Origin of the sequence: Bacillus sp. FSL K6-3458, assembly GCF_038005045.1 — a bacterium.
GTDB lineage: Bacteria > Bacillota > Bacilli > Bacillales > Bacillaceae > Bacillus > Bacillus altitudinis.
Genome location: NZ_JBBOSI010000001.1, coordinates 3,780,449 through 3,795,148, shown reverse-complemented (window position 1 = coordinate 3,795,148; position 14,700 = coordinate 3,780,449). Strand labels below are relative to the sequence as shown.

14 protein-coding genes are annotated in these 14,700 nt (G+C 42.5%); 11 read left to right on the top strand and 3 right to left on the bottom strand.

Going from position 1 to position 14,700, the window contains the following annotated elements:
- Nucleotides 1-150 precede the first annotated feature (150 nt).
- Entirely contained in the window at nucleotides 151-1,212 is a 1,062-nt protein-coding gene (locus MHH23_RS19820; RefSeq protein ID WP_024719008.1) for a DUF4352 domain-containing protein, read from the bottom strand.
- 539 nt (nucleotides 1,213-1,751) lie between these two features.
- On the opposite strand from MHH23_RS19820, the gene MHH23_RS19815 reads away from it, so the two are divergent.
- Together MHH23_RS19815 and MHH23_RS19810 are read left to right on the top strand one after the other, a co-directional pair.
- The gene (locus tag MHH23_RS19815) at nucleotides 1,752-2,180 is read left to right on the top strand and encodes a cell wall hydrolase (protein WP_008342138.1); all 429 of its coding nucleotides are present in this window, start codon (nucleotides 1,752-1,754) and stop codon (nucleotides 2,178-2,180) included.
- A gap of 112 nt (nucleotides 2,181-2,292) precedes the next feature.
- Nucleotides 2,293-3,075 carry a glucose 1-dehydrogenase gene (locus tag MHH23_RS19810; protein WP_340960121.1) on the top strand — a complete coding sequence of 261 codons (783 nt, stop codon included), beginning with the start codon at nucleotides 2,293-2,295 and terminating at the stop codon, nucleotides 3,073-3,075.
- 19 nt (nucleotides 3,076-3,094) lie between these two features.
- Here the strand turns inward: MHH23_RS19810 and MHH23_RS19805 are convergent, their stop codons facing one another.
- Together MHH23_RS19805 and MHH23_RS19800 are read right to left on the bottom strand one after the other, a co-directional pair.
- On the bottom strand, nucleotides 3,095-4,135 hold the full coding sequence (locus tag MHH23_RS19805; RefSeq protein ID WP_039166400.1) for an acyltransferase family protein: 1,041 nt from the start codon (nucleotides 4,133-4,135) through the stop codon (nucleotides 3,095-3,097).
- 212 nt (nucleotides 4,136-4,347) lie between these two features.
- Entirely contained in the window at nucleotides 4,348-5,340 is a 993-nt protein-coding gene (locus MHH23_RS19800) for an LLM class flavin-dependent oxidoreductase (RefSeq protein WP_039166397.1), read from the bottom strand.
- Between the two features lie 417 nt (nucleotides 5,341-5,757).
- On the opposite strand from MHH23_RS19800, the gene MHH23_RS19795 reads away from it, so the two are divergent.
- The 9 genes from MHH23_RS19795 to MHH23_RS19755 all read left to right on the top strand — a co-directional run bounded on the left by MHH23_RS19795 (nucleotide 5,758) and on the right by MHH23_RS19755 (nucleotide 14,694).
- A complete protein-coding gene (locus MHH23_RS19795; RefSeq protein WP_017358594.1) occupies nucleotides 5,758-6,360 on the top strand; it encodes a TerD family protein in 603 nt (200 codons plus the stop codon).
- A gap of 20 nt (nucleotides 6,361-6,380) precedes the next feature.
- Nucleotides 6,381-6,962 (top strand): TerD family protein, encoded by a 582-nt coding sequence (locus MHH23_RS19790; protein ID WP_008342133.1) that lies wholly within the window; start codon nucleotides 6,381-6,383, stop codon nucleotides 6,960-6,962.
- Between the two features lie 41 nt (nucleotides 6,963-7,003).
- On the top strand, nucleotides 7,004-7,582 hold the full coding sequence (locus tag MHH23_RS19785) for a TerD family protein (protein WP_007498343.1): 579 nt from the start codon (nucleotides 7,004-7,006) through the stop codon (nucleotides 7,580-7,582).
- A 140-nt stretch (nucleotides 7,583-7,722) separates the two neighbouring features.
- The gene (locus MHH23_RS19780) at nucleotides 7,723-8,502 is read left to right on the top strand and encodes a TerC family protein (protein WP_008342130.1); all 780 of its coding nucleotides are present in this window, start codon (nucleotides 7,723-7,725) and stop codon (nucleotides 8,500-8,502) included.
- An 82-nt stretch (nucleotides 8,503-8,584) separates the two neighbouring features.
- The gene (locus MHH23_RS19775) at nucleotides 8,585-9,778 is read left to right on the top strand and encodes an HpcH/HpaI aldolase/citrate lyase family protein (RefSeq protein WP_058336319.1); all 1,194 of its coding nucleotides are present in this window, start codon (nucleotides 8,585-8,587) and stop codon (nucleotides 9,776-9,778) included.
- Nucleotides 9,762-11,093, top strand: coding sequence for a phosphoribosyltransferase family protein (locus tag MHH23_RS19770; RefSeq protein ID WP_340960120.1), 1,332 nt, complete (start codon nucleotides 9,762-9,764; stop codon nucleotides 11,091-11,093). Before MHH23_RS19775 ends, MHH23_RS19770 begins: the two co-directional genes overlap by 17 nt.
- Nucleotides 11,086-12,195, top strand: a complete 1,110-nt coding sequence (locus MHH23_RS19765) for a cysteine protease StiP family protein (RefSeq protein WP_163116265.1) — start codon at nucleotides 11,086-11,088, stop codon at nucleotides 12,193-12,195. Before MHH23_RS19770 ends, MHH23_RS19765 begins: the two co-directional genes overlap by 8 nt.
- A complete protein-coding gene (locus MHH23_RS19760; protein ID WP_340960119.1) occupies nucleotides 12,192-13,007 on the top strand; it encodes an HAD family hydrolase in 816 nt (271 codons plus the stop codon). Before MHH23_RS19765 ends, MHH23_RS19760 begins: the two co-directional genes overlap by 4 nt.
- Before the next feature lie 70 nt (nucleotides 13,008-13,077).
- Nucleotides 13,078-14,694 carry a YceG family protein gene (locus MHH23_RS19755; RefSeq protein ID WP_340960118.1) on the top strand — a complete coding sequence of 539 codons (1,617 nt, stop codon included), beginning with the start codon at nucleotides 13,078-13,080 and terminating at the stop codon, nucleotides 14,692-14,694.
- Nucleotides 14,695-14,700: the final 6 nt, after the last annotated feature.

The following is a 14,700-nucleotide window of genomic DNA, read 5'->3' as shown; positions in this document are numbered from 1 at the left end:
AGGCCACTACTTCTAATTGATTTCTTCTTTCTTCTTCACGTTTCGATAACATGTTCATCCCCCACAGAAATGTGTTATTACCCTTATTATACAAAAAAGCTTGTAGACTTTGTCTACAAGCTGAAACCCCCGGGAACCGGGGGTTTTTCTTTAGTTCTTGATGAACTTTTCAACCAATGAGCTTGTTTTGTAGTCGTTCAAATCAAGTTTCCATTGGTCGATATCGTTTTTCTTCATGTTCACTTCTACTGTTTCTTCAGAAGATGATGGTCCTAATTTTTTAAATTCATCTGGATAGATAGAAAGTAGATATTTCTGAGCATCATCATAAGATGCTGTACGGTTTTTGCTGTAGAATTCAGTTGCTTTTTCTTTTAAACGATCGACAAGCGGGCTTGCATCAATTGGTGTAAGTGTCACAGTCACGACAGCTTTATCACCGCTGATTGATTTTGTTTTCGTTGATACTTTTGATTTTTCAGCTAATGTTTCTTTCACAGCTTTTAGAAGCTTATCAAGGTTTTCGTCTTTTGCTGAGCTAGATGAAATACCAGAAGAAGAAATGTAGCCTTGTTTGAATGATTTATCAAATTCGTTTACGACAGTTGATTTGTTATCACCTGTTAGTTTTTCGAAATCGTCATTTTTCTTACCAAAGATCATGACATCAATATAAGAAGAAAGGGCTTTTGCAGACGCTTGAAGTGTATCTGCCTTTTTCATCAAGTCTTTTCCTTTAATATCGAATTCTAGTGTTTTGTCATCTTTTTTCGATCCAGTACCAGGCTCTGTGTAAACCAATTGATAGTCTTTTTCTTTATCAACCACAAAGAAAAGACCACCTTTTGATACTTTACCTGCATTTAGAGAGCTGGAAGATAATACTTCGTTGTAGTCATCAGGAGAGATGGTAGACACCTGAGCGTCATCTTGGTAAAGCGTAAAGTTGCTTTTATCCACATTCAATGGTTCTTTGCTGATGTTTTTTACAGATACATTCACTTTTAGGACATATTGATCATCCTGAACAGATGTATCGTATTGAGGTGGTAAAGTGTACTCAGCACTTTCTACTTTTACTTCAGCTGCATCAAGGGATTTTTTTGTATCGCTTTCTTTCGCAGCAGTTTTGTCTTTTCCACCACTACAAGCAGCAGCGACAACAGTTACACACAAAATCAGAAGAAACAGGGATAATTTCTTTTTAAACATGAGATGTTTTCCTCCTCGGGTTTTATGGTGAATTTCATTGGAAAGCTTTAGTTCATATCGTTCTTTTTGCACAAAAAGAAAAATACTGTATGTTTTTTACTGTAGAATGAAGCGAAAGTACTGTCAATACCTCAGTGCGTTCGAAAGGTTCATCCACTTCAAGTAGTAAAAATGACACTATGTTGAGAGGAGAAATGTATATTTTATTGTTTGAAATCTCCTGTAAAAACTCAACATTTTATATTTTAAGGTTTTGAGTCGGATTATTGAATAGGTTCAAATGACTGTTTTTGAAGAAGATGTAGCAAATAGAAGGATTTTTATGACTTATAAATGAGTCGTTAGTAATGAATATTTTTTCCTGTGATGTGTATGATCACTAGGTTTGTGTGTTGTTGACATAGAGACACTTGTCCAGCGAAATGTTGAGGTATTTAGACAGGCTCTCGACACGGAATGTGTCTTTTCCCTTCAAAATGGCAGTCATCTACACAGAAACCCTACATAAAATAAAAGAGAAATGAATGGGAGGTGGATGTATGGCAGTGGTAAGAGCGACAAGCTCTGATATTGATTTAATGGCCAGACTGCTGAGAGCCGAAGCGGAAGGTGAAGGGAAACAAGGGATGCTGCTTGTAGGAAATGTAGGCATCAATCGTTTGCGTGCCAACTGTTCTGACTTTAAAGGGCTGCGTACGATTCCACAAATGATTTATCAGGAGCATGCGTTTGAGGCAGTCACGCATGGCTATTTTTATCAGCGAGCACGAGAAAGTGAAAAGACACTTGCACGGAGGAACATTAATGGTGAACGATTTTGGCCTGCGAAATTCAGTCTTTGGTATTTCAAACCGCCTGGAAATTGTCCATCCACTTGGTACAATCAGCCGTTTGTGGCAAGGTATAAGTCACATTGCTTTTACCAGCCCACAGCTGAAACATGTGAGAATGTTTATAACACCTTTTAGCTTGATGAACAGCACAATCCTTTGTATTCAAGAGGATTGTGTTTTTCTTTTTTTCAAAATGGGTAACCATTGTGTATCAACAAGATGAAGCACGTGATTGGAGGAAATGAAGATGTATCAAGATTTAAAAGGGAAAACAGCCATTGTGACAGGTTCTTCTAAAGGGATTGGACAAGCCATCGCCTTGAGGTTTGGACAAGAACAAATGAACGTGGTTGTGAATTATAAAGGTGATGAAGAGGGTGCTGAAGAAACAGTACAAGCCATCCAGCAGCATGGAGGTAGGGCGGTGAAAGTACACGCAGATGTCTCCAAAGAGGAAGGGATTCAGGCGTTAATGGATGCCGCGCTGGAGAATTTTAACGCACTAGATGTGTTCGTCAATAATTCGGGATTTAATGGTGAAGAAGCAATGTCGCATGAAATGACGTTGGAACAATGGCAAAAGGTCATTGATGTGAATATCACAGGCTCATTTTTAGGAGCAAAGGCAGCAATCGCCTATATGATGGAGCATGATGTGAAAGGATCAATCTTGAATATATCCAGTGTCCATCAAGAGATCCCGCGTCCGTTCAATGTTCATTACTCTACTTCTAAAGGAGGAATGAATATGATGACGAAGACGCTGGCTCTTGATTATGCCGAAGCGGGTATTCGGGTCAATGCGATTGCACCAGGTACGATGGCAACGGAATCAAATGACGACCTTCAAGATGAACAGAAAAAACAAAAGCAGCTTGAGAAAATTCCAATGAGAACGTTTGGCGATCCGAAGGAGATTGGATCCGCCGCTGCATTTCTCGTATCGAAAGAAGCTGCCTATATTACAGGTACTACATTATTTGTTGATGGAGGAATGACACTTTATCCATCTCAATTAAATGATGAATAATAGAAAAACATCCGCCCCATTAGCCGGCGGATGTTTTTTCTTTGTAGCGGTGTGCTGACTTTGCTGGTTTGCCGAGCAGCATAGGATACTTGCTCAAGAAAGAGATACATGGCACCATGAGCAGCAATGTACCGATCGTATAAAAGAGCGTCCAAGAAAGCTGCGTTGTATCAGAGATATTGATGCCTAGTCCGTAATAAACAAATGCCTTCATGATATCGATACCGGCAAATTGCAGGACGAGAATCACAATGGAATGACGTCCGAGATACGTCAATATCGTGGACGTTTTCAATTTGAAGCTTAAATAAATAACAGCAGCTGAACCGAGCAGTGCACAAGCATAAAAAATGAATAGATCCCCATAGTCATTGACCCGCATATCAATTCGTGAATTAAAGCTTTGCATATATGCAGTCAGTACAAGCAGACCTGTACATAACAGAAGGGTAGGGTCTGTTTTTAATTCCACAAACCATTGTTTTGCTAAAAATCCGATTGAATAAAACACAACAGCCGTTAACGCAACGTTGGCATTCCAAGGGAGACTCTGGTTTAACAATAGCGTGGAAGCATATCCGGCTCCGCCGCAAAGGACGGTCAGTAAAATCAATACAGCTCGTTTTCCTTTTGTCAGACGATGCATTAAGAAAAACAACATTTCCACTAAAAAGAGCGTCGTTAAAAACCAGATGGCTGGGTTATGCGTCAGTCTTGCTTCATCGGCATTTGAAATGAAAATCCCTGTAAAAGGAACGAAGGGATCAATATCTGTTTGCCCCTTAAAGGCGAAAAATCGGGTCACCGTGAACCAGAAAACGTACGTAATAATGGAGAAATAGAGATAAGGTAAGAGCAAGCTTTTCGCTTTTTTCTGTATAAATGACATAGCAGGTTGTGAGGATGATCGAAACATCATACCTGATAGTAAAAAGAAGAGTGGCATATGAAAAGAATATATAAATTGCTTGAATGAATCAGGAATGGGTACATGTGCCATAACGACGAGCAGAATGCCGATTCCTTTAGCCGCATCCACCCAGTCGAGTCGCTTATTCAAGGCCAGTCATCTCCTTCCTTCTCAGCATTGTAAACCGTTACTTCATATGTACCTCTACTATATAAAAGGTACACCTACCATGCGTTTACAGTTCGCTAACGATTAGAAGACACATTTGCGATCAGATGACAGAAGGAAGCTTTTTGACATCTCGATGTTACATTTCCCATTTTTTATGACAATGTAAAAAAGAAGCCAATGAAAGATTGGCTTCAAAATAGTTCTGCGATTCGTTCAAAGGAACGCTGTTTTTCCATTGGATCAAATGAATTGTTTAATATCATGATCTCGTCCGTTTGATAGCGGTCCATTAAGATTTGTAGCTGTTCTTTCACTGTTTGCTTTGAGCCAACAATCATTCGCTGGCGGTTTTGTAACACTTTTTTCTTTTCTTGCTCAGTGTAATGATAGTTCTCTGCTTCTTCTATAGAAGGAACGCGACTGTCCAGCCCTTTTTCAACCCGAAGTAGCCATAAATCTGTACTGGTGGCAATGCGGCTTGCTTCCTCGTCTGTGTCTGCGCAGATCACAAAGACAGCAAACATAGACTGAGGCTGACGTGAGAAAACGGATGGAGAAAAGTGTGACCGATACGCTTCAAAAGCTTGCCGGCCTCGTGCAGGATGAATAAAATGTCCGAAAATATAGTTGATTCCAAGTGATGCCGCCTGGATGGCACTGTTTTCCCCGAGTCCAAGCAACCAGACTGGCGGATAAGAATCAACGAGCGGAGCCGCTTTCACTCCTGCATGCCGATGACCAGAAGGCAGGCTGTCAGATAAGTAAAAAAGTAGGTCCTCCAGCTGGCGGTCAAATTGAGATAGTTCTTTCTTCACGCCGTCTGTCAAAGCGAGTCTCGTCCGTTCAATTCCGCCTGGGGATTTACCAACCCCGATCTCAATCCGCCCAGGGTAAAGGGCTTCAAGCTGGCGGGTGACTTCTGCTACTTTAAAAGGGCTGTACTGCGGGAGTAAAATACCCCCAGAGCCTGTGCGCAAAGTCGATGTGTGTGAAGCAATATGTGCCATTAATATTTCAGGCGCTGTACTCGCGAGTCCTCTCGTGCTGTGGTGTTCAGCAAACCAATATCGCTCATACCCCAGTGTTTCCGCAAGCTTGGCCAGCTCTGTCGTATGAACCAATGTTTCTTGTGCGGACTGGCCTTTAGGGATGGCGACTTGATCTAATATATGAAGTGATGGCATCATCAACACCCTTTCATCAATACGTTGAATTCTATTCATAAGTATAAAGAAAGTCAGGAACGGAAGGAAATGAAAGGGTTTATCACAGCTATGTACATCAATTTTCTATATCAACATATGAAGTGGATGCGCGCCCTGTTTTTAAGCGAGAGGCTGTGTAACGGGAACATTCGACAATGTTTCACATGAAACACTTCTTTTACGACATGAATCATTTTTGTCATGGATCTTTCTTTAAAAAAATATCATCATATTGAAACCTCTTTTATACATAGATCGTATATACTAGTAAATAGAAAAAAGAGTAAGAGGCTCCAATGTCATTTCATGAATTTTGTCGAATTTTCATGTATGATGATTTTAATAGGGTCCATCGCTTAATAAATAGATTTTTATTATGCTGGAGGAGTGATTGATTTGGCGATTACATTAGAAAAAGGTCAACGTATTGATTTAACAAAAGGAAAAGCAGGACTAACCAATATTCTAGTTGGACTTGGCTGGGACCCTGTGTCACAAGGCGGCGGTTTTCTTGGAAAGCTGTTTGGCGGCGGAGGCGGCGCTGATATTGATTGTGACGCTTCAGTGCTGATGCTGAAAAATGATAAGTTTGTTGAAAATAAAGATTTGATTTACTTTGGTAACTTGAAAAGCAAATGCGGTAGTGTTGAGCATACAGGTGACAACCTAACAGGTGAAGGAGACGGAGATGATGAACAAGTCCTCGTCAACTTAAGCAAGGTGCCAGGCAATGTGAATAAATTGGTGTTCGTTGTGAACATTTATGATGCACTTAGAAGAAACCAACACTTTGGTATGATTCAAAATGCTTACATCCGAATTGTTGACCGTTCAAACAATCAAGAATTAGTGAAATATAATTTGAAAGATGAATATGCAGGTAAAACATCATTAATCGTTGGAGAGCTTTATCGCCACGAGAATGAGTGGAAGTTTGCAGCTGTAGGAAATGGTACAAACGATGCGAAGCTTGCCGATATTACGAGAAACTACATTTAATTAGAAGGGAGAGGTTCCTAGTGGGAATTTCTTTAGCGAAAGGTCAAAAAATTGATTTAACAAAAACGAATCCAGGTTTAACAAAAGTAGTCGTAGGTCTTGGCTGGGATGTAAACAAGTATGATGGCGGACATGACTTTGATCTAGACGCAAGCGTATTCCTTTTAGATGCAGCAGGGAAAGCAAACTCTCCATCTGACTTTGTCTTCTACAATCAAACAACTGGCGGTGGCGGAAGTATCGTACATACAGGCGATAACCGTACAGGTGAAGGAGACGGAGATGACGAGCAGGTCAATGTTGATCTTTCAACTGTACCAGCAAGTATTGAGAAAATCTCCTTCGTCATTACAATCCATGATGCAGAAGCACGCAGCCAAAACTTTGGACAGGTGTCTAACGCTTACGTCCGTATTTTAAATGCGGCATCAAATGAAGAGCTCATTCGCTATGATTTGGCAGAAGACTTTTCAATTGAAACAGCGATTATTGTAGGTGAATTATACCGTCACGGCGGAGAGTGGAAATTTTCAGCTGTTGGATCAGGCTATCAAGGCGGACTTGCCCGCATTGCAACAGACTTCGGCTTAGATATCGGGTAACGCCCGTTTTCATATTTTCAGAAGATAGGAGAGATACGAATATGGCGATTCAGCTTTCAAAAGGACAACGTGTCGATTTAACGAAAACCAACCCAGGGCTGACAAAAGTGATGATCGGACTTGGCTGGGATACGAATAAATATTCAGGCGGAGCCGAATTTGATTTGGACGCTTCGGCTTTCTTAGTAGATGCAAACAATCGTTGTCAACAAGACACAGACTTCGTGTTCTATAATAATCTGCAGCATCCAAGCGGCAGTGTCACTCACACCGGTGATAACCGTACGGGTGAAGGAGATGGAGATGACGAGCAAATTCTCGTTGATTTCTCGAAAATTCCTGCTAACATTGATCGTATCGGAATTACAGTTACGATTCATGATGCAGAGGCACGCAGCCAGAATTTTGGACAAGTCTCTAATGCATTTGTTCGTGTTGTAAATGAAGAGGGCGGGGAAGAATTGATTCGTTTTGATTTAGGCGAGGACTTCTCAATTGAAACAGCTGTCGTTGTATGCGAACTATACAGACACGGCAGCGATTGGAAGTTTAACGCAATCGGAAGCGGATTCTCTGGCGGACTTGCAGCTCTTTGTCAAAATTATGGGTTAGAAGTGTAAAGAGAAGAAACAACTTCATTCAAGAGACGCTGCCAATGACTCATATGAGGGTATTTTCCAAAGTGAGAAAGAAACAGCGATCAAGAATAACAGCAGGCGAAAGCCTGCTGATGCTTCTACACTTATAGGAGGAAAACCAGTTGGACATTTTGAAACATATGTTGGACACGTATGCCTCGTTTTTTGATTGGCATATGTGGGCAGAGGTATTAACAGACCCTGTCTCTTGGGGGCTTATCGGGACCCTTGTCGTGCTTGAAGGTTTGTTGTCAGCGGATAACGCACTTGTATTAGCTGTTATGGTGAAACATTTACCTGAAAAGCAGCGTAAAAAGGCATTAACCTACGGATTAATTGGCGCTTATTTCTTCCGTTTTCTATTCATTGGCGTAGGGATGCTGCTTATTAAGTTTTGGTGGATTAAGGTTCTAGGCGCTGCATACTTAGCTTGGCTGGTCATTAAGCACTTCTGGTTAGGTGACGGAGATGACGAAGCGAAGGAATTGAAAAAAGAAGGCTGGATGATTCGTGTATTTGGCGTCTTCTGGGCAACTGTTATTTCTGTAGAAATTATGGACCTTGCCTTCTCAGTAGATAGTATTCTTGCTGCATTCGCTGTATCTGAGGAAGTATGGATTCTTCTTTTAGGTGGAATGCTTGGCATTCTCATGATGCGTACAGTGGCACAATTATTCCTTGTGCTCATCGACCGTATACCAGAGCTTGAGAATACGGCATTTATTCTCATTGGAATTATTGCCATCAAAATGGGCTTAAGTGCTGCTCATATTGAAATCCCGCATCTTGCATTCTTTGCGATTATTATCCTAGCGTTTATCGGAACGTTTATTGTTCATAAAATCAATAAGAAGAAGCATCAAGGTGTAACAAACGAAGCTGCGGCTTCAAAAGAAGAATAGGACGATCAAAAAGGAATGGAGTTGACTAGCGGCTCCATCCTTTTTTGAATCATCAAGTCATTACAACAGGAGGTGGCACTGCATGCGATATTTTCGTTTTTTATCAGAGACGAGGCAGCACGATATTTTTTTAAAGCGGCCGGCGGCAGTTCATTCATTGACGCCAAGGCATGTACTTGCGCATGCATTAGGTGCTACTTTGTATATGCCTGCGACAAGACAGGATGTAGCAGACATGCTGCTTTCGCAGAAATATGAAGCGCTTTGCTCTGTTGTGTTTTGCTTGGAGGACGCCATTGGTGATCAGGAAGTGGACATGGCTGAACAGAATATAGTGGCACAATTGACCTGCCTTTCTGAGACAATTCATCACTCTCCAGAAATAGCTGAGCATTTGCCGCTTTTATTTATTCGGGTTCGTTCGCCCAAACAGTTGCTCAAAATGGCAGATTTGCTCGGTCCCTCTCTTCATTTACTGACTGGTTTTGTGTTTCCAAAGTGCTCCGTTCACAATGCAAAGGAATATGTGGACAGTTTGAAACAGGCTTCAGCACAAACTCAGAAAACACTATACGGAATGCCCATTTTAGAAACACCAGATTTATTAGAAAAAGAAACGAGATATCAGGTGTTGTCTGAATTAAAGCAGATCATGCTGAATGATGAGGAATATATTTTGAATATTCGCATTGGGGCAACGGATCTGTGTGGATTATACGGCATTCGCCGTGATCGCGAGACCACCATTTATGAGATCAGAGTCATTGCTGAGTTGATCACAGATATCATCAATTATTTTGGTCGTTCTTTTGTGATATCAGGAGCTGTATGGGAGCATTTTGGACCGGCACGAAAAGAACAAAATCCATTCATCCGTGCAATTTCTAAGAGCGGTGAGTCTTCCTCATCTGAACTCGATCATATGCAAGGTCTGCTCAAAGAGACAAGGCTGGATGTGGTAAACGGTATTCATGGCAAGACAGTCATCCATCCAACGCATCTCAAGCCAGTTCAAAGCATGTACGTTGTCACAAAAGAAGAGTACATGGATGCATTAAGTATTTTAGAGCATGCAGATGGTACAGTCGGCGTGATGAAGAGTACCTTCTCTAATAAAATGAACGAAACGAAGCCGCACTATCGCTGGGCGGAAAACATTTTAATGAAGTCAGACATTTACGGGGTGTTTCATGAAAATAGAAGCTATATCGACATACTCACAGAATCAGAAGCCGCATACGCTGAACATCTTGGAACATATGGAGGTGGAGCTTAACCTCCAAGAGGGTACGCTTCAGCTTGAAAAAGAACATCTTTTTGACATGGCGGCACGGGTGAACAAAAAGAGAGCCTTTTTATTTGTTAGTAAGGTGCTCGGGAAACATATGCCTGTTCACCCGTTGAAGCCACTCCTCGTCTCAGGTCTTTTGGCAATGGCTTATGCAAAAGAACAAACAGGCAAGACGCCCCCGCATCAAGACGATGTAGTAGAAGCACTAAAAACGAATGATCATGTTAAGTTAACTGAAGCCTATGCTGCGCTCAAAAAAGAGAAGCTTTCGGCGGTAAACGAGCCGATTGTGATCGGCTTTGCTGAAACGGCAACTGCGCTTGGTCATGGTGTGTATGACGTCATAGAAGGAGCATCTTACATTCATACGACACGTGAACAGCTGTTGGATCTTGATCCTTCACTCGTATTTGAAGAGGAACATTCTCATGCGACAGATCAGCTTTGCTATGCAGACGACGCCTTACTTCGGACGGATCGTCCGATTGTGCTAGTAGATGATGAGGTCACGACAGGCCAGACAAATATGAATATCATTCGGGATCTGCACGCAAAGCACCCTAGATCCTCTTATACGATTCTATCCATTTTAGATTGGAGAACAGAGGAGCACGAGGAAGCGATGCTTCAGCTTCAAGAGGAGCTAGGGGTAAATATCACATCATTATCTTTATTAAAAGGGCAGATGATGTTTCGGGGGACAACGCTGGATGAGCCTGCTTATTCGTATGAAATTGCTACGCAAGAGAAAAGACCTGAACTCTCTTTTCATTCTCTTCAACCCTTCTTTAAGCAAGTGCCATATTCACTTTCCCATGCAGTCAATCCGGCGGGGCATTCGCCGTATATCCATGAAACAGGTCGTTTCGGTTTAAACGCAGCGGACACGGACGCCATTGATCAAGCAACTGCTGAGGCTGGGCTGAAGCTTCAGCGAGAACGAAAAGGAAAACAGACACTCTGCTTAGGAACAGGAGAATTGATGTATGTGCCGATGAGACTTGCAGCTCATATGGGCGAAGGTGTCCTTTTTCATTCGACGACAAGAAGTCCGATTCATCCGGTTGAAAAGGAAGGGTACGCTGTTCAAAACGGATTCGCATTTTTGAGTCCAGAGGATGCCCGCATTCAGCACTATGTGTACAATATCCCTAAAGATCAGTACGATGATGTCTTTTTGTTTTTTGAGAAAAAGGTGTCTCAAGAAGCTTTGATGCCGCTGATCCACTTATTTGCTGAGCGGCATGTGAAGCATGTGCATATTGTGACTTTATCAGATGAGGTGAAGGTGAATGGCTAACGTGTATACAAAGATGGGAAGCTATCCAGAGCAGGACGTAACCTTCTTACTCAAGGATTTATCGTCGATTGAGATGGAGAAAAGTACTGAGGAGCGGGAGCGCTCTATTCAAAGTGGTGCCCATTACTCAGAAATGCTGCCAATTGAATATAAGCCGACGGCATCTTATATGGACTTATTCTATCAATCTCTTGAAGAAAGTAAGCAAAAGGTAGCGGAAGCCGTAGCGGTTGTCGCAGAACAAATTGTGAAAAAGCGAGGCTTTCAAACCGTTCTTTGCAGCTTGGCACGGGCTGGGACACCAATCGGGGTACTCATTAAACGGTATATCAGAAAGACGTATGGTCTCGATTTGCCGCATTATAGCATCTCTATTATTCGTGACCGTGGAATAGATGAAAATGCGCTACATTATATCCTCAAAGAACATCCAGGTTTTGAGATTGCCTTTATTGACGGCTGGACCGGAAAGGGTGCTATTTCCAAAGAGCTTCAAAAAGCGGTGCTTGATTTTGAACAGAAATATGGAATTCGTCTTTCGAGTGAGTTAGCTGTGCTTGCTGATCCTGGTTATTGTACGAGTGTTTACGGAACGAGAGAGGATTTCCTCATTCCAAGTGCCTGCTTGAATTCAACGGTCTCTGGCCTAGTTAGTCGAACGGTGCTAAACAACCGCTGGATCCATGCCGATGATTTCCATGGGGCCAAGTATTATGAAGAACTCATTGATGAGGATGTCTCTAATCTGTACGTGAATACAATTGAAGAAGCATTTTCTGAACTTAAGGCAAATGTACAAGAGAAAGCAGAGACCCTGCTCGCACAAGGAACGCCTCCTGACTGGCGGGGGATGACTTCCATTGAAGCAATTGGTCAGGAGTTCAAAATAGACAATACACATTTGATTAAGCCGGGCGTCGGTGAGACGACCCGTGTGCTGCTCAGAAGAGTCCCTTGGAAAATACTTATTCAGCCTGGATCTCGGGAAAAGCTCAAGCACATTTTACTACTCGCAGAGGACAGAGGCGTGCCCGTCATTGAATATGCCAACATGTCCTACACATGCTGCGGACTCATCCGCCCGTTGGAGCAATCGTCATGAAGAATATCGCATTTGCCAGTGATTTAGACCGGACACTGATATACTCACATCGAATGCTTGAGCAGTATGCATACAAGGGAGCATACGAATTAATTGAGGTGCTGGACGACCGGCCGCTTTCCTACATGTCTATTGAAACGAAAGCCTCCTTACAGGCAATTCATCAAGCAGGCTGGTTTATCCCAGTGACGACAAGAACGACAGCACAATTTGAACGAATCACTCTTTTTCAGCAAGAGATCAAACCAGAGTATGCCGTCACGACAAACGGCGGCTGTATTCTTCATCACGGCAAGCCGCTTGAGGAGTGGCTGGCGATTGTAGATGAGAGACTGCAAGAGTGTATGCCAGTGATAGATATGCTGCGGGCGATCTCTGAACTTCCGGTTGCCGCTTGGGTGAAACGTACTCGAACAGCTGAGGGAAGATTTCTTTATTTAATTATGAAAGACGAGTTTCTTTCTCATATTCCGCTCGCTGAATTAAGGCTGTGGGGTGAGGAGAGAGGCTGGCAAGTTTCCCTTCAAGGCCGAAAGCTGTATTTTATTCCAAAGCCGCTCAATAAGTGGGCTGCTGTTGCTTTTCTAAAAGAAAGGCTACACCTTGAATATGTATATGGTGCGGGCGACTCCTTGTTAGATGCTGATCTCATACGTCAAGCGGATAAAGGCTTCGCTCCGAGTCATGGGGAAGTCTTAGATGTTGATTTATCGCTTGAACCGACGACAGCCTCTGGCATGGCGGCGGCAGACGAAATCGCCGCTTCTGTCGCAAAGAAGATGAACACAGCAAAAAAGCCTTCGATTCGATAGCAGAAGTAGAAGGCTGAATGATATGATAGTAGTAGCTTTCGAGAAAATATAGGAGAAAGGAAGGAGCGGCGTGAGCTATAAAGAAATCAACGTAACCCAGACACGGGCGAAACAGGAAGCCTGGAAAAACCTGCTGAAAAAGCCGCTCCCTGAACGAGACGGCTACGTCAAGGACGAGCACACTTTATCCTTGCCGCGTCTCGCTGCCCGCGTCCTTGGAACTCCGCATGATGCAACCGATTATTTTATTTATTTACATGAATTATACGAAACTGACGGCATGCATATTTTAAGTGAAACCCTCAACCGGCATATTGAGCCGGAGCACTTTCAAGCGCTCCAGCGGATTCATATGATCAATCAGGAAGAAAAGGGATTGTCCGTGAATCGATTTGTGGCTTTCTTAGACGGTGAACAGCTCATTGTCCGTCATCCAAACCCAGTGATGAACCGGCATATTCGCCTTTCGTTAATCCAGGTGTTTGAACATTTCAAGCAGTTGCACGAAGGGGGATTCCAGCATCCTGATTTCCGCCGCGTGCTGCTAGATGTAGTGAAGTTTTCAAATAATCATCTAGGACCATGGCTGAAGGAAGTCAATTTGGAAGAAAAAATGCCAGCTGTCATTTGGTATGGAGAGGCGAATAAAAGTCAGCTTTATTTTCTTTACTATGTCATGCTGATTGGCTGTGATGTGGTGCTATTTCATCCAGAAGGCAAGGATCAATTTCGTGAATTAGATCCAGAAGAAAAGCTGACTTTTATTGATCAATATCCAGGGACGTCAAAGCTTGAACCGTTCCCTACTGAAAAGCCTGAGAGGAAATCAACGGTGGCGTATCGTTCGACAAGAGAGCTTGAAGAGGTACTTCACACAGAAGATTCCATGCTGTATAAGCCATGGCAATTTAGAGATCATACCCCTCATTCTATTACGCTAAAGACAACGTATGATGAGCTGTTTTTAATTGCAAAGGAACGGTCGTTTATCCGCCCGAATTTCAAAGCAGACCGCGACACCATACAGATTCCGAATCTATTTACGAAGATGATGGGGGTGACGAGAGACAAGCGAGAATATTGGGACCGTATCCATACGCTAATGGAGGGGAAAGAAACGAAAACGATTCGTCATTTCCCTTTCACACAAGAAGTGTCTTCGAATTATCAATTTCATTATCAGCATGCACTCTCTAAAGCAGGAGAGGTTGACCCTGATTTGTTAATGAAAAGCAATGTGTGGCAGTTCTCGCATTTATATGAGGGCACGCAGCGTGCGATCGCAGAGGCCATTTCTCGCATATGTCAGCATCCGAAGCTGTTAAAAGAAGGCCATGAGACCGAATTAGATGTACGTATTTATTTATTCAAGCAGCTTTTGCATATGAATCAAGATGTAATTGAACTCATTCAAACCTTTGATTATGCCCAGACTGTACCGAAAGTGATTTTATACCATACGGAATATAATGGTGAGCTGACTCGTTCTGATGCGGCTGCCCTGATTTTCCTAAATGAAATGGGTGTGGATCTCTTCGTCTATCATCCCGCCGGCTATCAGTGTATAGAGCGGTATATAGACGATCAATTATTTGATACACATTGGCTTGATGAAATGGTCATGAACCAAGAGTTTAAAGAGCCGTCCATTGTGAGAAAGTTATTTCAATCCATTAAAAACCGATAAGGAGAT